The sequence below is a fragment of the uncultured Nocardioides sp. genome (assembly GCF_947488025.1).
GTDB lineage: Bacteria > Actinomycetota > Actinomycetes > Propionibacteriales > Nocardioidaceae > Nocardioides.
In genome coordinates this window covers 174508-194125 of record NZ_CANKYS010000008.1, presented here as the reverse complement: position 1 = coordinate 194125, position 19618 = coordinate 174508, and the positions used below count along the sequence as shown (strand labels likewise).

The following is a 19618-nucleotide window of genomic DNA, read 5'->3' as shown; positions in this document are numbered from 1 at the left end:
CGGGGTCCTGCGTCAGCGCTCCGGCTGGCAGCTGGGACACCAGTAGGCGGCCCGCTCGCGACCGGGCTCGCCGAGCATCGTGACCACGATGGGAGTGCGGCACCGGCGGCACGGCGACCGGTCGCGGCGGTAGACCCACATGCGCTCACGCTCGCGCAGGTCTCCGGTCGTGGTCTGGATCGCCCGCTCCTTGTTGACCTCGAGCATCTGCCGGCCCCGACGCACGAGCCGGGGGAGCTGGTCGACGGTCGCGACGGCACTGGCCGGGTTGACGCCCATGGTGAAGCACAGCTCGGCCATGTACATGTTGCCGATGCCCGCGAGGTTGCGCTGGTCGAGCAGCGCCTGCCCGATCGGCCGACCGGGCTCGCCGCGGAGGTTGGCCACCGCGCGTTCCTCGTCCCAGTCGGGGCCGAGCAGGTCGGGCCCGAGGTGGGCGACGAGGTCGGCCTCCTGCTCCCGTGGGACGAGCTCGACGATGCCGAGCTGGAAGCCAACGGCCACGCGGTCCTCGATGCCGAGCACGAGGCGGACCTGGGTGTCGGGACGGCGCCACCGCTCGCCGTTGGGGTAGACGTGCCAGGAGCCCTCCATCTTGAGGTGGGTGTGGATCGTCCAGGCGCGCTGGTGGTCGATGCGGGTGAGCAGGTGCTTGCCGCGCGACAGGGTGCGGATGACGGTGCCCTCGCGGAGGTCGACGGTGGCGAAGGCCGGGACGCGGAAGTCGGTGACGGTCAGCCGGTGACCGGTCAGTGCGCGGTCGAGCTTGGCTGCGGCGCGATAGACGGTGTCTCCCTCAGGCACGCAGCCTCAGCCCCTTCGGTGTGGCGAGGAAGCCCGCAGCGGTGAGCGCGAGCCGGATGGGTGTCTCGCCACCGCTGCCGATCAGCGCCTGGCCGTCGGCCTTCTCGACGGTCAGCCGCCCGAGCGCCCCACGTCGGGCGGCATCGGCCAACGCGGCCATCGCCGGGGTGAGCACCTCGAGGTCGTCGCTCCAGGTGAGCAGCGTGCGGCCGCCGCGCTCGACGTAGACCGTCAGTGCGCCGTCGACCAGGACGACGAGCGCGCCCGCCTTTCGACCGGGTCGGTGCCCCGCCCGCTCCTCACCGGCGTCGGGCCACGGCAGGGCGGCGCCGTAGACGTTGGCCGGGTCGGTCGCGGCGAGGGCGACGACCGACGGCTTCGTGCCGGACGAGGCGCGGTCGGGCTCGGTGAAGGTGCGCAACCGGTCGATCGCGCCGGCCGTGCCGAACTGGGCGGCGCCGAGGCCCTCGATGAAGTAGCCGCGTCGGCAGCGCCCAGTGTCCTCGAACGCGCTGAGCACCTTGTAGACCCCGGCGAAGCCGCCCACCACCCGCTCGCTGACGACGGCGCCGCGCGTGACGACGCCGTGGCGCTCCAGCAGGTGCTCGGCGCGGGCATGGGCCCGTCGCGTCGGGTCGCTGTCGCGTTCGGGCAGCAGCGCCCACCGGCCGGCCGTCTCCGGCGGACCGGTGCGCACGGGCATCCGACCGCCGGTCGTCCTGCCCAGGCGTGGCGGCGTACGACGGGTGCGGTGGGACGGCGTGCCGCTGCGCACGAGGGCGCGGAGCGGGGCGAGCGTGTCGTTGGTGACCAGGCCCTTCCAGGCCAGCTCCCACAGGGCGGCGCTGAGGTCGGCGTCGGACGTGGACCCGACCCGCTCGGCGAGCTGGCGGAAGAACCACGCGCCACCGGGGTCGAGGGCGTCGAGGACGGCCCGCTGGAGGCCCTCGGGCTCCTCGCCCTCGACCTCGGGCAGCGTGAGGTGGGCCTGGTCGGCGAGGTGGAGGCTGACCCAGCCGTCGCTGCCGGGCAGCGGGGCGTGGCCGGTCCAGATGACCTCGCCGGAGGCGGTGAGCTCGTCGAGCATGGACGGCTCGTAGTCGCGGACACGGGCGGCGAGGACCAGCGGCTCGAGGGCGCTGGCCGGGACCGGGCAGCCGGCGAGCTGGTCGATGGCGGCGACCACGCCGTCGATGCCGCGCAGCGAGCCGCCGACGCGCTGCCAGGCGGGCAGGAAGCGCGCCACCGCGTCGTGGGTGACGGGCTCGATCTCCTGGCGGAGGCGGGCGAGCGAACGGCGGCGGAGCTTGCGCAGCACCTCGGCGTCGCACCACTCGGTGCCGGAGCCGGACGGTCGGAACTCGCCGTCGAGCACCCGCCCGCGGTGGGCGAGGCGCTGGAGCGTCTGACGGGCGACGGCCTCGCCTAGCCCGAGCCGGGCCGCGACCTCGGCCGTGGTGAACGGGCCATGGCTGCGGGCGTAGCGGGAGACGAGGTCGCCGAGGGGGTCCTCCGGCAGCTCCAGGAAGGCGTCGGGCGTTCCGACCGGGACGGGTACGCCGAGCCCGTCGCGCAGCCGGCCGATGTCCTCGATCGCGGTCCACCGGTCGTCGCCGGCCATCCGGACCGGGGCGACCCGGCGGTCGAGCGAGGCGAGCCACCCCTCGACGTCGGCCCCGTCGACCGACCTCGCTCGGATCTCCTCGACCGAGAGCGGACCGACCAGACGGAGCAGGTCGGCGACCGCCTCGGCGCCGCGGGCACGCCGGTCGGGGGCGAGCCACTGCAGCTCGGCCTCGACCTCGGTGAGCACCTCGGGGTCGAGCAGCTCACGCAGCTCGGCACGACCGAGCAGCTCGGCGAGCAGCCCCTGGTCGAGGGACAGCGCCGCCGCACGCCGTTCGGCGATGGGGGAGTCGCCCTCGTAGACGAACTGGGCGACGTAGCCGAAGAGGAGGCTCCGGGCGAAGGGACTGGGCTGGGTGGTGGCGACGTCGACGACGGTGACCTCGCGGCGCTGCACGCGACCGAGCAGGGTCACCAGGGCCGGCAGGTCGTAGACGTCCTGCAGGCACTCGCGGACGGCCTCGAGCACGATCGGGAAGGCGGGGTACTGGCTCGCGACCTCGAGGAGCTGGGCGCTGCGCTGGCGCTGCTGCCACAGCGGGCTGCGACGGCCGGGGTCGCGGCGGGGGAGCAGCAGCGCGCGGGCGGCGCACTCGCGGAAGCGGCTGGCGAACAACGCGGACCCGCCGACCTCCTGGGTGACGAGCTGCTCGATCTCCTCCGGCTCGAAGACGATGACCTCGCCGGTGGGTGGCTCGGCGTCGGTGTCGGGGATCCGGATGACGATGCCGTCGTCGGAGGCGACCGCCTGCCCGTCGACGTCGAAGCGCTCCCGCAGCCGGGCGTTGATCGCCAGCGCCCACGGGGCGTGGACGGGGGTGCCGTAGGGGGAGTGCACGACCAGGCGCCAGTCGCCGAGCTCGTCGCGGAAGCGCTCGACGACGACCTGGGTGTCACTCGGGACGACCTGGGTGGCCTCGCGCTGCTCCCCGAGGTAGGTGACGAGGTTGGTGGCGGCGTTGGCGTCGAGGCCGCGCTCGCGGACGCTCGCGATGGCCTTGGCCGCAGGCTTGGCGGCGAGCTCGCGGGTGAACGCCCCGACGGCCGCGCCGAGCTCGGCCGGCCGGCCGAGGGCGTCGCCCTTCCAGAACGGCAGGCGTCCGGGGATGCCCGGCGCCGGGGTGACGAGCACCCGGTCGTGGGTGATGTCCTCGATGCGCCAGCTGGTGGCGCCGAGGGCGAAGATGTCACCCACCCGGGACTCGTAGACCATCTCCTCGTCGAGCTCGCCGACCCGGCTGGCCTTCTCGCCGACCAGGAAGACGCCGAACAGGCCGCGGTCGGGGATCGTCCCGCCGCTGGTGACGGCCAGCCGCTGGGCGCCGGGGCGTCCGCTGAGCTGGCCGGTCACCCGGTCCCACACGATGCGCGGGCGCAGCTCGGCGAACTCCTCGCTCGGGTAGCGACCGCTCAGCAGGTCGAGGGTGGCGTCGTAGGCGGAGCGGGGGAGCTGGGTGTAGGAGGCGGAGCGCGTGAGGAGGGAGAAGAGCTCGTCGACCTGCCACTCCTCCATCGCGAGCGCGGCCACGACCTGCTGGGCCAGCACGTCGAGCGGGTTGGCCGGCACCGCCATCCTCTCGATGGCTCCCGAACGCATCCGCTCGACCGAGACGGCCGTCTGGGCGAGGTCGCCGCGGTGCTTGGGGAACAGCACCCCGCGGCTCACCTCGCCGACCTGGTGGCCGGCGCGACCGACGCGCTGGAGCGCACTGGCGACGCTGGGCGGCGACTCGATCTGGATGACGAGGTCGACCGATCCCATGTCGATGCCGAGCTCGAGGCTGCTCGTGGCGACGACACACGGGAGACGGCCGCGCTTGAGGTCGTCCTCGATGATCGCGCGCTGCTCCTTGGAGACCGAGCCGTGGTGGGCCTTGGCGATCACGGTCTCGGCGCCGCTGCTCTGGCCGGACTGCGCCATCACCTGGGCCGGGCTCGCGGCCGCCCGGGACGGGCGCTCCGCGTCCGTCTCGAGACCCTCCTCGCGGGCGGCGGCCCGCTCGGCGGCGATCTCGTTGAGCCGGGCGGTGAGTCGCTCGGCCAGTCGTCGGGAGTTGGCGAAGACGATCGTCGAACGGTGCTCCTCGACGAGGTCGACGACGTGCTCCTCCACGTGGGGCCAGATGCTCGTCGAGCGGCCGGGGTCGCCCGACTCCTCGTCGTACTCCTCGGGCATCGTCATGTCCTCGACGGGGACGACGACGCGCAGGTCCCACTCCTTGGTGCTGGGCGGGGCGACGATCTCGACGGGCTGGGTGCCGCCGAGGAAGCGGGCGACCTCCTCGAGGGGACGGACGGTCGCGCTGAGGCCGATGCGCTGGGCGGGCTGCTCGAGCAGGTGGTCGAGGCGCTCGAGGCTGATGCCGAGGTGGGCGCCGCGCTTGGTGCCGGCGACCGCGTGCACCTCGTCGATGATCACCGTGTCGACGCCGCGCAGCGTCTCGCGCGCCTGGCTGGTCAGCATCAGGAACAGCGACTCGGGCGTGGTGATGAGGATGTCGGGCGGCGTCGTGCCGAGCTTGCGACGATCGGCCGGGCTGGTGTCGCCGGAGCGGAGGCCGACGGTGACGTCGGGGACGGTGGCCTCGAGCCGCTCGGCGGTGTTGCGGATGCCGGTCAGCGGGGCGCGGAGGTTGCGCTCGACGTCGACACCGAGCGCCTTCAGCGGGGAGATGTAGAGCACCCGGGTGCGCCGGCTCTTGTCGTCGGGCCGCTCGGTGCTGAGCAGCCGGTCGATCGCGTGGAGGAAGGCGCTCAGCGTCTTGCCGCTGCCGGTCGGCGCGACGACCAGCGCGTGCTTGCCCGCGGCGATGGCGTCCCAGGCGCCCTCCTGGGCCGGCGTCGGGCTCGCGAAGGACGCCTCGAACCAGGCGCGCGTCGGCGCGCTGAAGCGGTCGAGGGCAGTCATGCCGTGCAGTCTGACACCGGGGTCCGACAACAGGCCCCGCCCCGAGGGCTGTCGCGCGGCCGCGGTTCTCCGCATGCGCCGCGGATCGTCCGGCGCCGGGCCACCAAATCGGGCAATTCGGTGCGCGCGAGCCGCGTCCGGGCGGACGGTCGTGCATCGTGTCGACATGACGGCAGTGATGCTCCCCGAGACGGCCACGGTGGTCCGTGAGCTGGAGCGCGCTGCGGAGGCGTTCGCGCAGCGCGCGCTGGAGCAGGAGGCCTGCCGCGACCGCGCTCGTCCGGGCACCGCCGTCCAGCACCGCCACGCGCACTCGGCCACGCTCTGGCGGCTGGCCGAGTCGAGCCTGCGCGTACGCATCGGTGAGCTGGAGGCCGCGTCGGCCCTGTGAGCGTCGGGGCGAGCCAACGTCCTCAACTTGGGAGACGCCCTTCCCGGCGACGCGGGCGTACGGTCGCGAGATGGGCCGCAGCGCCCGACGACAGGGAGGTCGCGCCATGGGGTCACTTGCCCGGACATCGCGGATGCTCGTCGCGGCGGGCCTCGCCGTCGCCGTCCTTGCCTCGGCCGGAGCCGTGGCCGCCCCGGGCGGGCCCGGGCCCCGGTTCACCGCAGGCGCCGACGGAGTCGGCGACCCCTACTTCCCGCGCGCGGGCAACGGCGGTTACGACGTCACGCACTACGACCTCGACATCGACTACGTCCCACCGGTGGCGACGGTCCCGCCGACGCCGCTGGCGCAGGTCCGTGGCCGGCTCGACGGTGTGGCGACGATCGACCTCGTCGCGCGCCAGGACCTCGACCGCTTCAACCTCGACCTGCGCGGCATGACGGTCTCGGCGCTCACCGTCAACGGCAAGCGCGCCACCGGCATCGAGCCCCCGGCCGACGGGGTGGAGGTCGACGGAGCGGCGTACTGGCACGTGCAGGACGACGCGAGCCGCAGCTGGGAGCTGACGGTCCAGCCGCGTCCCAAGCTCAAGGCCGGGCAGTCGGCGCGGGTGGTCGTCACCTACGGCGGCGCGACCACGCGCCCGACCGACGTCGAGGGCGCGCTCTACGGCTGGGTCACCACGCGCGACGGCGCGATGGTGGTCAGCGAGCCGGAGGGGTCGATGACGTGGTACCCGGTCAGCGACCACCAGCGGGACAAGGCGACCTACAGCTTCGAGATCACGGTGCCTGCCGGCAAGACCGCGGTGGCCAATGGCCTGCCGGCCGGGGAACCGGTGACGGCGGACGGTACGACGACGTGGTCCTGGGAGGCCCCTGACCAGCAGGCCAGCTACCTGACGACGGCGTCCGTCGGTGACTTCGTCCAGCGACCGGTGACCACGTCGGCGAGCGGGGTGCCCATCCACGACTTCGTCGACAGCAAGCTCACCACTGGTCAGCTCGCCACCACCGACGCCAGCCTGGCGTTGCAGCCGCGGATGATCGACTTCTTCGAGTCGCGGTTCGGTGCCTATCCCTTCGCCTCCTTCGGCTCGATCGTCGACGACGACAGCGTGGGATATGCGTTGGAGACCCAGACCCGTCCGGTCTACTCGAGACAGGCATCCCAGGGCACCGTCGCGCACGAGCTCGCACACCAGTGGCTCGGCAACGCCGTCAGCCCCGACACGTGGCAGCACATCTGGCTCAACGAGGGCTGGGCGACCTACGCGAGCTGGCTGTGGGCCGAGGAGAACGGCGGCACCACCGCGCAACAGGCGTTCGACACCTGGTACGCCCCGGCCCGCACGTCGGGGTACTGGTCACTGCCGATCGGTGATCCCGGCCCGCTCGGGCTCTTCGCGACGCAGGTCTACAACCGAGGTGCCGGCACGCTCCACGCACTGCGCGCGAAGGTCGGCGACGAGGCGTTCTTCGCGGCGACGCGCGAGTGGCTGCAGCGCTACGACGACGCGACGGGGACGACCGACGACTTCATCGCGGTCTTCGAGGAGGAGTCCGGGCAGGACCTCTCCGCGTTCTTCCACACCTGGCTGTTCGCCCCGGAGAAGCCCACGAGCTGGTGATCGCACCCCCGCCGGCACGGCCCCGGTGGTGAGGGCCGGGTTGCGAGGTGGTCTGGTCCGGTCTGGCGTCCTGCCCCCACCGGGAGCACATTGAGGAGTGGGCCGGACCACGCGGCCGTGGACGCGACCCTCGGAGGCGTCACGTGAACTCGTTCCGACGCGTACTGCCCCACCCTCGGAAGACATGGACGGCGAACCGGCCCGCTGGGTCGAGGCGCGCTGTTCCGCCGGCACGGCCGGCGCGTCCGGGCTGCGGCCCGGAGCCCAGGCGCGGAGCCGCTGACTCCTGACACTCGCGGTGGTGGAGCCACCGCCCCACGAGGAGAGACAGACATGGCAGCAACGAAGTCCGGGAGGAAGACGACCTCCAAGCGGTCCCCAGGCAAGCCGGTCAACGCAGGGCTGGACGACCCCCTCTACGTCCCCCACCTCGACGAGCTGACGCTGCCGGAGTCGGCGCTCGAGGGGACGGGTCCCGACTACAGCACGATGCTCGAGTCGATCTGCGGGGTCGCCGACGACTCCCAGCAGGTGGAGCTCTACGACGGCACCCTGGGCGTGACGGTGGCGTTCGTCGACCACCACCAGCTACCGGTCGCCCAGGTGCAGTGGAACGACGACCTCGCCACCGTCTTCACCAACCCGGGAGACGTCAACGGGGTGCGGTGGGGGAGCGGGACGATGATCGGTCCCGACCTGTTCCTCACCTGCGGGCACCTGTTCGACACCGACATCAACGGCTGGACGGTCCCGCGCCAGAACGGCACGTCAAACGCGATCTCGCCGCAGCAGGCGGCCACCAGCATGCACCTGAACTTCGAGTACCAGGTCGACGAGAACAACGTGCTCCGCGCCGAGCAGTCCTACCCGATCACGCAGCTCATCGAGTACCGCCTCGGTGGCCTCGACATGGCGCTGTGCCGGATCGGCGGCAGCCCCGGCTCCCGCTACGGCTGGAGCGAGTTCGCGACCACGGACGTGGCCGTGGGCGACATGCTGGCCATCATCGGGCACCCCCTCGGCCAGCCGAAGCGGATCGAGGCCGGCCCGGCGACGACGCTGTCGGGGTCGGTGATCCGCTACAACGACATCGACACCCTCGGCGGCAACTCGGGGTCGGGCATCCTGCACGGTCCGACCGGGCGCGTCGTCGGCGTACACACGAACGGTGGCTGCACCAGCTCAGGGACCGGCAGCAACTCGGGCGTGGCAATCGCGGCGATCATCGCGGCGTCGCCCACGCTGCGGTCGACCACCCCGAGCTCGCAGACCGCCCGCGCAGCGGACAGCATCACCACCCAGCTCGCCGACGACGTCACCGGCACCCTGCTCGCCGCCGACACCGGCTTCCGGGACCGGGTCGGGACCCGGCTGGCGGCCGACATCCGCGACACGTTGCTCGCGCGCGACGTGCGCGGGACACCCCTGGCGCGGGACGTGAGGGGCACCCCGCTTGCGCGCGACGCCGGCGGCACGCCGTTGGCGGGAGACGTCCTCGGCACGCCCGGCGGCGCGGACGACCCCAACCTGACGCGCCGGGAGGTGATCGTCGACCTCGACGACCCGTGGCTCGACCCGGCGGTCGGCCGAGCCCTCGGCGGTGTGCGGCCCTTCGTCCAGGCCGCGCCGCACCTCGGGATCGCCCAGGAGAACGCGTCGGAGCCGGTCGCCGACGCGGTCCTCGGTGAGCTCGAGGCCGCCATCGAGGCGGGTTCGGCGCTGGTCGAGTCGCTGGTGGCCCTCCACGACCTGCTGAGCAGTGGGGGCGACATGTGATCGGCATCGTGTCCCACCTCGACGACCTGCACGCCGTCCACGTACGACGTCACCTGGAGCAGGCAGGGTCCGCGCACCTGGTCCTCGACACCTCGTCGCTGCCCGTGCAGGTGGGGCTGACGACGAGCGAGGTGCCCGGCGCGGGCTGGCACGGCTGGTGGGAGCACGACGGGGTGCCGGTCGACCTGCGCGACGTGCATGCCATGTGGTGGCGCCGACCGCAGCCCTTCGTGCTGGACGGTGCCATCACCGACGCCCACGACCGCGCGTTCGCGCGCGGCGAGTGCGCGGCGATGGTCGCCGGGCTGTGGCACTGCCTCGACGCGGAGTGGGTCAACGACCCCGACCGCGACGAGGCGGCCTCGCGCAAGATGTGGCAGCTCCGCGTCGCGTCCGAGCTCGGCCTGCGGGTGCCGCGCACCTGCATGACCAACGACCCCGCGCGCGCCCTCGGCTTCATCGAGTCCGAGCCGGGCTCCGTGGTCTTCAAGTCCTTCAGCGCGAGCGAGGTGACCTGGCGCGAGACCCGGCTGGTGCGCGACGAGCACCGCGAGCTGTTCGACCGGGTCCGACTCGCGCCCGTGATCTTCCAGGAGTGCATCCCCGGAGGCTTCGACATCCGGGTCACCATCGTGGGCGATGAGGTGTTCTCCGCCGAGATCCGGTCGGGCGAGTCGTCGTACGACCTCGACTTCCGCGTCGACACCGAGAACGCGCCGATCGAGGTGCACCCGCTGCCGGAGCCGGTCGAAGGGCGACTGGTGCGGATGATGCGGCGCCTCGGGCTGCGCTACGGGGCCATCGACCTCCGCAGGGCCCCCGACGGCGACTACGTCTTCCTCGAGGTCAACCCGGCCGGGCAGTGGCTGTTCATCGAGCTCGCGACGGGCCAGCCCATCTCCTCGGCGCTGGCGCGGCTGCTCGGGTACCTGGACGAGAAGATGACCGCACGAACGGGGCGTCGAGCGGGGACGAGCACGCCGCCCCATCAGCAGCCGTTCCACCGGGAGCGGCGCACCACACAGATCGGGGGACCACGCCGTGCCTGACATCGAGCTGTTGAGAGCGCTCGCCGCTCACCGGGACGGACATGACGAGACCGCCGGACTGGACGCGCGGACGCTGCGCTTCGTGGTGGAGTACGCCGACGCGGTCGACGTCGACGCCGCCCGCGCCGAGGTCCGGAGGCTCCTCGGCATCGAGGACGTCGAGCTCTTCGCCCTGTTCGACGACGCGCGCCCGGACGACGAGCTCGGTGTCTTCCACGTCCTGCAGCTCCCCGGGCTGGAACGCACGATGGACAACGGCACGTTGTTCTCGATCGCCCACGAGCTGCGCGAGCTCCTCGGTGCGGTCACCGTCGAGCCCGACATCGGCAGCGAGTTCTACCAGGAACCGGTCGCCCCCGGCGCGGTCGACGAGTCCGTGGTCAAGGACCGCTTCCAGGGCACCTGCTTCGTGGCCGGTGCCGCTCCGGCCGACCGCACGTGGGCCCTCGCGCGCGCCGGGGTGCTGGACGCCTGGGATGACAGCCCGGCCCGGGGGGCCGGCATCCGGATCGGCCAGCCGGACACCGGGATCACCCCGCACGTCGAGCTCTCCGACGTCACCATCAGGGACGGCTTCAACGTCCTCACCGGCGCCGCGGACGCCGTCGATCCCCTGTCCGGGGGCGGCAACCCCGGCCACGGGACCGGGACCGCCAGCGTGGCGGCGAGCGGGTCGCGCGGCGAGGTGCTCGGTCCCGCACCCGAGGCCACGCTGGTGCCCATCCGCTGCGTCGAGTCCGTGGTGCTCGCGTTCAACGGCAGCGCGGTGGCGAGGGCGATCGACCACGCCCGGCAACGTGGCTGCCACGTCGTGACCATGAGCCTCGGCGGCACCCCGAGTCGTGCGATGCGCCAGGCCATCAAGCGGGCCATCGACGAGGGGATCATCGTCCTGGCCGCCGCGGGCAACTGCGTCGACCTCGTCGTCTACCCCGCCCGCTACGACGACGTCATCGCGGTGGCCGGGAGCAACGTCGACGACGGCACGTGGCGCGGGTCGTGCCACGGGTCCGCGGTCGACGTCACCGCCCCCGCGGAGAAGGTGTGGAAGGCCGTGGCCGGACCGGGGAACAGTGCGGTGGCAGGGGGCCAGGGCACCTCCTTCGCCGTCGCGCTCACCGCCGGCGTGGCAGCGCTGTGGCTCTCGCACCACGGCCGGGCGACGGTGCTGGCGGCGGCCGCGGCTCGGCAGACAACGGTCCAGGCACTCTTCCGTGACGTGCTGACCTCGACCGTGCGCGTCCCGGCCGGGTGGGACACCGACGAGTTCGGCGCGGGGATCGTCGATGCCCGGGCGGTCCTGCACGCCCCGCTCGACGGCCCGGTCGCCGCGGCACCCGAGGCTGCCTCCCGGAGCACCACCGCCGACGCGATGGACCTGCTCGTCGATGCGATGGGGCCGGACGGGGCAGCACTGCTCGCGGAAGCCGCCGCGCAGCCGCAGCTGCAGCTCGAGCTCAGCTCGGTGATGTTCGAGGACGCGCGGATCGCCGCCGACCTTCCCGAGGAGGCCGACGTCGAGTCCCGCCTGTCGCGGCACCCGATGAGTCCACAGCTCGAGGCGGCCATCGGCGTGACGACCCCACCGAGCGGCCGACCCGCCCCCGGGCCGACGAGGCCCGAGCTGCGCGCCGACCGGATCGCCTCCGTCGACCCGGTCGTGCTCGTCGCCGGCCGCCGCAGCGGCCTCGAGTCCGCGGCCGACCTCACTCCCGAGGCAGCGCGGGAGTCGCTGCGTGCGGATCCCGCGTCCGTGCTCGGGCTGCTCGAGGACAAGGTCCGACGGGTCCGGGGCGAGTCCGACGAGGTCGACACGCAGAGGCTCACCCCCCTCCACGACCAGCTCCTCCGGGACAGCGAGCGGGTCATCGGGTGCCTGTGCGAGGGCGAGGAGGTCCCGCGCGACCCCGGCTCGGAGACCGCGCTGGAGGCGCTGGTGCAGCTCGAGGGTCGACCCGCCCTCCGGCTGGGCGACGACGGCGTCGACCCCGACGACCCGGAGCTCGGTGAGTGGCAGGGTCCGGTCGTGCTCCACCCCACCTTCGCGGTGAGGCAACGCTCGGTCGGGCGCATCGACTCCGCTCCCGGCGTCCATGCAGGCACGGGCTTCGTCGTCGGTGACGGGCTCGTGATGACCAACCGGCACGTCGTCGAGCTGCTCGCCTTCCCGACCCCGCGCAGGTCCGACCCGTCCGGGTGGGTGCTGACCGGGGCGCCGTCGATCAACTTCTCGCCGACGGCGGCCGACACCACCCGCAGGTTCCGGGTCCTGGAGGTCGTCTTCGCCGGGCCCGACCCGATCGAGGGGCGGGTCGACCTCGCCCACCTCGACCTCGCCCTCCTGCGCGTCGAGCAGACCAGCCTCGACGGCGTCGGGCTGCCACCTCCGCTCACGCTGTCCACGCAGCCGATCGCGCCCGCTGCCTCGAGGCTGTTCGTCGTCGGGTACCCGGCGATGCCCACCGTGCTGCCCAGCGACGAGGACGGCCGGCGCCGCATGGACGTCGTACGCCGGCTGCAGGAGCTGTTCAACATGCAGTACGGCGTGCGCTACCTGAGCCCGGGGCTCGTCATGACGTCGCGGGACGCGCTCCCCGACAGCCCTCGGGGCTGGGTGTTCACCCACGACGCGACGTCCCTGGGAGGAAACAGCGGGTCGTGCGTGCTCGCCTTCGACGACGACCTGGACGTCGCCGGCCTGCACTTCGCCGGCAACTGGCTCCGGGCGAACTACGCCCACGCGATGGAGCAGGTCGCGCCGGCGATCGCGAGGTTCGTGCCATGACCCCGAGGGGCGTACGCCGTGCGGCGGCGCACGTATCACCGGTGACGTTCGTCGCTCCTCTAGAGGTGACCGGGAAGATCCACGTCCCGGACCGCAGCGGGTCGCGTGCGGCGGCCGAGGCCGAGTCGACGGCCGGTGCGACCAGCATCCAGCTCGGCGGGACGTCGCTCTTCTGAGGGGGTGGGACCAGGTGCGCCTCACGAGTGACGAGTACGTCCTCCTGGAGGAGGCGTTGCTCGACGCCTTCGACGACGTCGACGGGGTCATGCGCATGCTCCGGCGCGCAGGCATCCCGCCGGGCGAGATCGCGCCCGGGGCCCTGGTCGGCGTGATCGGCGAGGTGATCAGCTACGCCGAGACCCGGGACCGCGTCACCGCGCTCGTGACGGCAGCCCGCGCCATCAACCCCGACAACGTGCGGCTGATGGAGCTGGCCGCGGCGACGGGCGCGGGCGCCGCGCCGGTCACGGCCGCGGTCCCGGAGGCGCAGGTCCTCACGCAGACGCGGCTCCGGCTCGAGCGGATGGTCGACCCCCGACGCGGCATCGCCGACCTGGGCCGGTTCTCGGTGCGGCTCCTGGAGTACACCCGCCGCGTGTGCGCCGTCGAGCTCGGCACCGCCGGCGGGACGGGCTTCCTCATCGGGCCCAGCAGCGTCCTCACCAACCACCACGTGGTCAAGAAGGCCATCGACGGCGCGTTCCCGCCCGAGAAGATCGTGCTCCGCTTCGACTACAAGCGCGATCGTGACGGGATCGTGCGCGACCCCGGGACCGAGGCCCGGCTGGCCGCGGACTGGCTGGTCCACACCTCGCCCTACAGCAGCTTCGACCTGGCGGACTACGTCGAGGGCACGGAGCCCGCCCCCGACGAGCTGGACTACGCCGTGCTCCGGCTGGAGCGCCCCCTCGGCGCCGAGGGGACCTCCGACGACCCGGTCGGCGCGCGCCGCGGCTGGGTCGAGCCGCGGGCGGAGGAGCACGACTTCCCGCTCGGCTCCTACCTGATGGTCGTCCAGCACCCGTGCCACGACCCGATCTCGTTCGACTTCGCGTTCGACGGTGTCCAGCGCGTCATCGGCGACCGGCTGCGGGTGCACCACCGGGTCAACACCATGCCGGGCTCGTCGGGCTCCCCGGTCCTCGATGCCCAGCAGGAGCTCGTGGCGCTGCACCACGCCGGACAGCCCGGGCGCGACGACGTGTGGCTGCCCTGCGACCGACAGGTCACCGCGGCCGACTACAACCAGTGCATCCCGATCGCCACGATCAAGCGCGACCTCGAACGCCACGACCTGGGCTGGGTGTTCGGAGGGGAGGAGCCATGAGGCTCGACGGCCCCGCCTACGGTCAGCTGTCCCGGGCGCTCGGCGACGCCCTCCGGCTCGAGGAGTTCGACCGGCTCGCGCGTCGCCTCGGCTGGGAGCGCACCGACGTGGTCGGTGACGGAGCCACGCTCGGCACCACGGTGCACGCCTTCATCGAGCACGCCGAGGTGCAGGACGAAGTCGCCGACCTCATCGCCGAGGCCCAGGGCCTGGTCCCGACCAACCGGCTCCTGCAGGACGTGGAGTACGACGCCCTGGTCGGCCCCGCGCGCCACGTACGGCCGACGCGTCGTCCGGGCGAGGACGTGCAGACCGGGATCGTCGAGGCGGTGCTCGAGGCGATCGACGACAGCGAGGAGCTGAGGTCGATGCTCGTCGAGGTGGACGCCCGCGCTGCGGCGTACTGGGAGGAGAGCCGCACCACGACCGACAACCTCCGCCGCTGCGTCGAGGCCGCCGCGACGGACGGGTGGCTGCTCCCGTTGGTCATCGAGGCGTCGTCGCGCGCCCCGGGCGACCCGAGGTTGCGGGAGCTCGAGGCCCGGTTGGCGCCGCTCGCCGCGCCCGAGGTGGACCCGGAGTCGTGGCGTCCGGCGCTCCAGCTGTGCCGACTGACGGGCGGCTTCTTCATGATCGACCGGAAGCCGCTGCGCGCGTCGATGGAGCGGATGATCCCGGCAGACGGCAACCGCGTCCTGGTCGTGCGCGGGGAAGCACGATCGGGCATGAGCCACAGCCTGCGGTTGATCTACCACATGCGCGAGGTCTGCTCGTTCGAGATCGCGGAGATCGACCTCGAGGAGGCCTCGCGACGGGTCGGTCCGCGTCGTTCGCTCACCCCACGAGACCTGGCGATCGAGGTCGTCAGGGCACTCGACTACGACGACGTCGACGTGCCGGACAAGCCGCCCGACAAGCAGTGGTCGGCGTGGATCGTCGACTTCAAGGACTGCTTCGAGGAGCGGGCCCAGCGCGACGACCGTCCGATGACCTTCCTGGTCCTCGACGCCTTCCACAAGGTCCGGCTGACCCAGGCGTCGCTCGACCTGGTCAGCCGGTTGAGCCGGAGCGTCGGGATGGTCCTGCCCAACCTGCGACTGGTGCTGGTGGGCTTCACCGAGGACCTCCCGGTGGGGCTGCGCCAGGCCAGGCTGCTCGACCAGACGGGGGAGCTCACGGTCCAGCACCTCATGGAGTTCTTCGCCAAGGCCTTCAAGGAGTCCCAGGTCGAGATCGATCCGGCGGAGATCGCCCGCAAGACCACCGAGGTCCTCGGCAGGCGCAAGACGGCCGCGCCCGGATGGCTGGACGAGATGGCGGACCGGGTCGCCCGCGAGCTGCCGGGGACCTGACGATGGGCGACACCGAGATCAGCATCGAGGAGCTCGTCGCCCAGGCGATGGCGCTGAGGGAGGCCGCCACGGCCGAGGTCGAGCCGTCGCCGGTCACTGCGCCTCCGGCCGCTGCACCACCGGCTCGGGTCGGTGGCCACGAGGAGGCAGCGGCCGTCCTCGGCTGGTTCGACCCTGACACCCTCCGCCCGACGACGAGGTCGGCGGACGGGGCGGGCCTGGACGCCCTGCTCCGATCGGCGATCCACGTCGTCGACGACCAGGGCGAGGACGCGCTGAGCATCTCCTCCAACCGCCGCGTCGCGGTGCTCCGCCACCTGCGGGAGTCGGGCCGCCTGCGTCGGGCGCTTGCCGCGAACACGGCATCACCGGGGGACCGGCTCCACCAGCTGATCCGGGTCCTGGTGACCGGCGGGGTGGTCGAGATCACGGACCAGTCGCTGCCGGACCTCCACTCGCTGGCGCTCGTGTGCGACTGGCTGCGCGACGCCGGTTTCGAGGACCTGCCGGACCTGGTCCGGCTGCGTGACCGCATCGACCTGCTGACCCTGCTCGAGCCGCTCGAGCTCCTCGCCGGACCCGAGTTCGTGGGTCGGAAGGCCGAGCTCGCGGTCATCGCCGACTTCCTGGGTCGTGAGCAGACGGCGCCTGCCGGGACGAGGCGCGGGCGCAGCCGTACGACAGCGCACCAGCAGGCGGACACCCGCCTGCTGGTGCTCTACGGGCCCGGTGGGATCGGCAAGTCGACGCTGGTCGCGAGGTTCCTGCTCGACCTCGGCGGCCGGGACACCCCCGCCGCGTCGCGGGTCCCGTTCGCCTACCTGGACTTCGACCGGCCGTCCGTGGAGGCCACCAACCAGTGCCTCATCCTCCTCATCGAGATGCTCGCGCAGATCGGCGTCGAGTTCCCCGACGCGAAGGCGAGCTGCAACCGGATCCGGGAGGACTGGGCCCGGGTGCTGGAGGTGCCGCGCGGCAAGCGGCACTTCTCACTGCCGCGCGCGGTCGACGAGCTGGTCACGATGCTCCAGCAGCTCGACCTGGCCCGACGCGGCTTCGTCCTCGTGCTCGACACCTTCGAGGTCGTGCAGTACCGCAGCAGCGAGGAGGTTGCCACGGTGCTGCGGCTGATCGACCTGCTGGTGGAGAAGCTGCCCGCCGAGGCCCGGGTGGTCGTCGCCGGACGGGCGGGGATCACCCGCACGTACGCCCAGCAGCTGGAGGTCACGGCGCTCGACCCCGGGTCCGCGTGCGAGCTCCTCGTGAAGCTGGGCGTGGAGGACCGCAAGGTCGCCGAGCGGATCGCGCACCGCTACGGCGGCGACCCCGTGTCGCTCAAGCTGGCGGCGTCGGCCCCGGACGCCCACCGGCCGCTGTCCAGCTGGTTCTCGCGGGCCACCGACTGGCTCCTGCAGCTCGACGGTGCGGTGATCCAGCGCCGGCTCTACGACCGGGTGCTGGGGCACGTGCAGGACGAGCGGGTCCGCCGGCTGGCCGGCGCCGGTCTGGTGCTGCGGCGGATCACGCCGGACATCGTGCTCAACGTGCTCGCCAGGCCGTGCGAGCTCGGCGTCGCCACCGCCGAGCAGGCGCAGGACGTGTTCGACGAGCTCGAGCGCGAGACCTCGCTGGTCACGCCCGAGTCCGACGGCGCGCTGGTCCACCGGGTGGAGCTGCGGCGGGTGATGCTGCCGCTGCTCGAGGCCGACCAGCCGGCGCTCTCGCAGACCCTGCACCGGGCCGCTGTCGCCTACTACGCCGGCCGACCTCCGGTGGCCCGTGAGCGGGCCGAGGAGATCTACCACCGCCTCAAGTCCGGCGACGACCTCGGAGTGGTCGACAACCGGTGGATGGACGGTGTGCAACCCCACCTCGAGTCCGCCATGGACGAGCTCGACGGCAGCCGACGGGCCTTCCTCGCCTCACGGCTCGGGGTCGCCCTGGACGCTCTGGCGACGGACGCCGCGCGTCTGGAGGACTACGAGGAGATCACCGCGCGCAAGGTGCGTGCGATGCTCGACGACGATCGGCCACGCGACGCGCTCGCCGCGCTCGGGACCCGCCAGGAGCGCTCGCCGCGGAGTCCCCTGACGGCCCTGACCGCCGAGGCCCTCTTCGCGGTGGGACACGTCGAGCAGGCGGTGTCCCTCCTCGCGACGACGGCTGACGACGCGCTGCTCGCAGGGGTCAACGACCAGACCTACCGGCTCGCGCGGATGCAGGCCGAGCTCGTCATCTCTGCGGGGCTGTGGGACGCGGCGGGAGGCGTGCTGCGCCGGCTCGAGCAGGTGGACGAGCTCGCGTCCGACCGGCTGGTGCGGCTGGGTTGCACGGCGCTCGGCGCCGTCCTCGCCAGGGGAGCGGGTGCCCCGGCCGTCGACCTCGCTCGCGCGGCCAGGACCACCATGGACGACCTCCCGGACGCCGTGCTGCACGACGACCCGTCCTTGGTCCGTGCCGTGGGCAGCGTCCTGGCCGCCGACGACGCCCGGGACGTGGAGCGGATGGCACGCGTGGTCACGCTCGCCGGCATCCCGCGCCACGTCGAGGGACCGGTGCGGGTCGTCGCCGCGGAGCTGGCCACCATCGACCTGGCAGCCTCGGCGCGCGAGGAGGAGCAGCCGGGCATGCTCACCCGCAGGTTGCGGCTGCCGCAGGCGCGGTCGCTCACCGCCGCCTGGAGCGAGTTCCTCCTCGTGGCGGACGAGGCCTCGGTCCGGGCCACCCTGCGGGAGGTGCTCTGCATGCCCGGGGTGGACCTGACCGGGCTCATGACCGCCCTGGCTCGGGTGATGACGACCGACCCGAGCCTCAGCCGCAGGACCGAGCGCCGCGACGAGGGGGTGACGGACGACGTCGTCTCGCGCGTGCCGCTCCCGCCCGAGGTGCACCGGATGCTCGCGCAGGCGTTGGTGTCCGTCTTCTCTCCCGAGTCGTTGCGGTGGTTCCTCCGGATCCGCCTGCACCAGAGCCTCGACGCGCTGGTGCCGGGCAGCACGACGGACTTCGAGGAGAGCGTCCGGCAGCTGGTGGACGTCCTCGAGGAGCGGGGGTTGCTGCTGGAGCTGGTGGCCCACTGCCTCGAGGTGGCCCCGGGCGACCTCCAGCTCCTGCGGACGGCCGAGGCCGTGGGCCTCGACACCCCGGTGTCCGGGATGCTCGACGACGTCGTGCAGCGGGTCGAGGCGGCAGGGCGGCCGGTCCAACCGTGGCTCCACGCGCTCGGCCAGGTCGAGGCGCAGACCTGCACCATCCACTGCGACGGCGCCGTCGCGGGCGCCGGCGTCCTCGTTGCGGCCGACCTCGTCCTCACCGCGGACGTGGTGGGCGCACGCCTCGCCGAGGCCGCCGGGCACTGCCGGTTCGATGCCAAGACGAGCCGGCGCGGCGAGCTGGTCACCCCGGGCACCTGGTACGACGTCCACGACGTGGTGGCCGCCGACAGCAGTCGCGGTGCCGGAGCCGGCTGGTCGCTGGTCCGGGTCGACGGCAGTCCGGGCGTGCAGCCCGTGGGCGGGGACGCCGTCGAGTCCTCGACCGGGACGCTGCGGGGCTGGGTCGACCTCGCGCGCCCCGACGCCGTACCCACGTCGGAGGAGGTGCTCGTCCTCGGCGTGGGCCCCGGCAACGGCACCGGTGCCTCGGTGCGACTGCTCGCGAGCCGCGTCCGCCCTGCGGGTCGGCCCGGTCTGTCCGCCATCGATCCGCCCGATCCGGATGTCCACCCGGGAGCGGTGGTCTGCTCGTGGGAGATGGTTCCGGTCGGGCTGCTGTGCGGCACCGCCCCCGATCGGGGAGCGGCCGACCTGGTGCTCGGGCTCGATGCCGTGCTCGCCGACCTGGCCCGGCTGGGCCTCGACCACCTGGTCAGGACGTCGCTCGCCTGACGGGATGGGGGCGACATGACGGACACGTGCGGCGGTTGTGGCCCCGCGGACGGCTGGCCCGGTTTGCGTGAGCGCCGGGTCCG

At 73.1% G+C, this 19618-nt stretch carries 11 protein-coding genes; 9 read left to right on the top strand and 2 right to left on the bottom strand.

Annotation, left to right across the window (positions count from 1 at the left end):
• Nucleotides 1-12: 12 nt before the first annotated feature.
• On the bottom strand, nt 13-804 hold the full coding sequence (locus tag Q1B24_RS14665) for a DNA-formamidopyrimidine glycosylase family protein (protein ID WP_299930106.1): 792 nt from the start codon (nt 802-804) through the stop codon (nt 13-15).
• The gene (locus Q1B24_RS14660; protein ID WP_299930103.1) at nt 797-5338 is read right to left on the bottom strand and encodes an ATP-dependent helicase; all 4542 of its coding nucleotides are present in this window, start codon (nt 5336-5338) and stop codon (nt 797-799) included. The genes Q1B24_RS14665 and Q1B24_RS14660 overlap by 8 nt, the downstream gene beginning before the upstream one ends.
• Nucleotides 5339-5504: 166 nt before the next feature.
• On the opposite strand from Q1B24_RS14660, the gene Q1B24_RS14655 reads away from it, so the two are divergent.
• The 9 genes from Q1B24_RS14655 (at nt 5505) to Q1B24_RS14615 (ending at nt 19535) form a co-directional block, all read left to right on the top strand.
• The gene (locus Q1B24_RS14655) at nt 5505-5729 is read left to right on the top strand and encodes a hypothetical protein (protein WP_299930100.1); all 225 of its coding nucleotides are present in this window, start codon (nt 5505-5507) and stop codon (nt 5727-5729) included.
• 106 nt (nt 5730-5835) lie between these two features.
• Nucleotides 5836-7359: a M1 family metallopeptidase gene (locus tag Q1B24_RS14650; protein WP_299930098.1), complete on the top strand. Its 1524-nt coding sequence runs from the start codon at nt 5836-5838 to the stop codon at nt 7357-7359.
• 333 nt (nt 7360-7692) lie between these two features.
• A complete protein-coding gene (locus tag Q1B24_RS14645; RefSeq protein ID WP_299930093.1) occupies nt 7693-9135 on the top strand; it encodes a trypsin-like peptidase domain-containing protein in 1443 nt (480 codons plus the stop codon).
• Entirely contained in the window at nt 9132-10184 is a 1053-nt protein-coding gene (locus tag Q1B24_RS14640) for an MvdC/MvdD family ATP grasp protein (protein WP_299930090.1), read from the top strand. The genes Q1B24_RS14645 and Q1B24_RS14640 overlap by 4 nt, the downstream gene beginning before the upstream one ends.
• Nucleotides 10177-12969 carry a S8/S53 family peptidase gene (locus Q1B24_RS14635; RefSeq protein WP_299930087.1) on the top strand — a complete coding sequence of 931 codons (2793 nt, stop codon included), beginning with the start codon at nt 10177-10179 and terminating at the stop codon, nt 12967-12969. Before Q1B24_RS14640 ends, Q1B24_RS14635 begins: the two co-directional genes overlap by 8 nt.
• A complete protein-coding gene (locus tag Q1B24_RS14630) occupies nt 12966-13145 on the top strand; it encodes a hypothetical protein (protein WP_299930084.1) in 180 nt (59 codons plus the stop codon). The genes Q1B24_RS14635 and Q1B24_RS14630 overlap by 4 nt, the downstream gene beginning before the upstream one ends.
• A 14-nt stretch (nt 13146-13159) precedes the next feature.
• On the top strand, nt 13160-14296 hold the full coding sequence (locus tag Q1B24_RS14625; protein WP_299930081.1) for a trypsin-like peptidase domain-containing protein: 1137 nt from the start codon (nt 13160-13162) through the stop codon (nt 14294-14296).
• Nucleotides 14293-15648 carry an effector-associated domain EAD1-containing protein gene (locus tag Q1B24_RS14620; protein ID WP_299930078.1) on the top strand — a complete coding sequence of 452 codons (1356 nt, stop codon included), beginning with the start codon at nt 14293-14295 and terminating at the stop codon, nt 15646-15648. Before Q1B24_RS14625 ends, Q1B24_RS14620 begins: the two co-directional genes overlap by 4 nt.
• Before the next feature lie 2 nt (nt 15649-15650).
• Entirely contained in the window at nt 15651-19535 is a 3885-nt protein-coding gene (locus tag Q1B24_RS14615; protein ID WP_299930075.1) for an ATP-binding protein, read from the top strand.
• Nucleotides 19536-19618 lie beyond the last annotated feature (83 nt).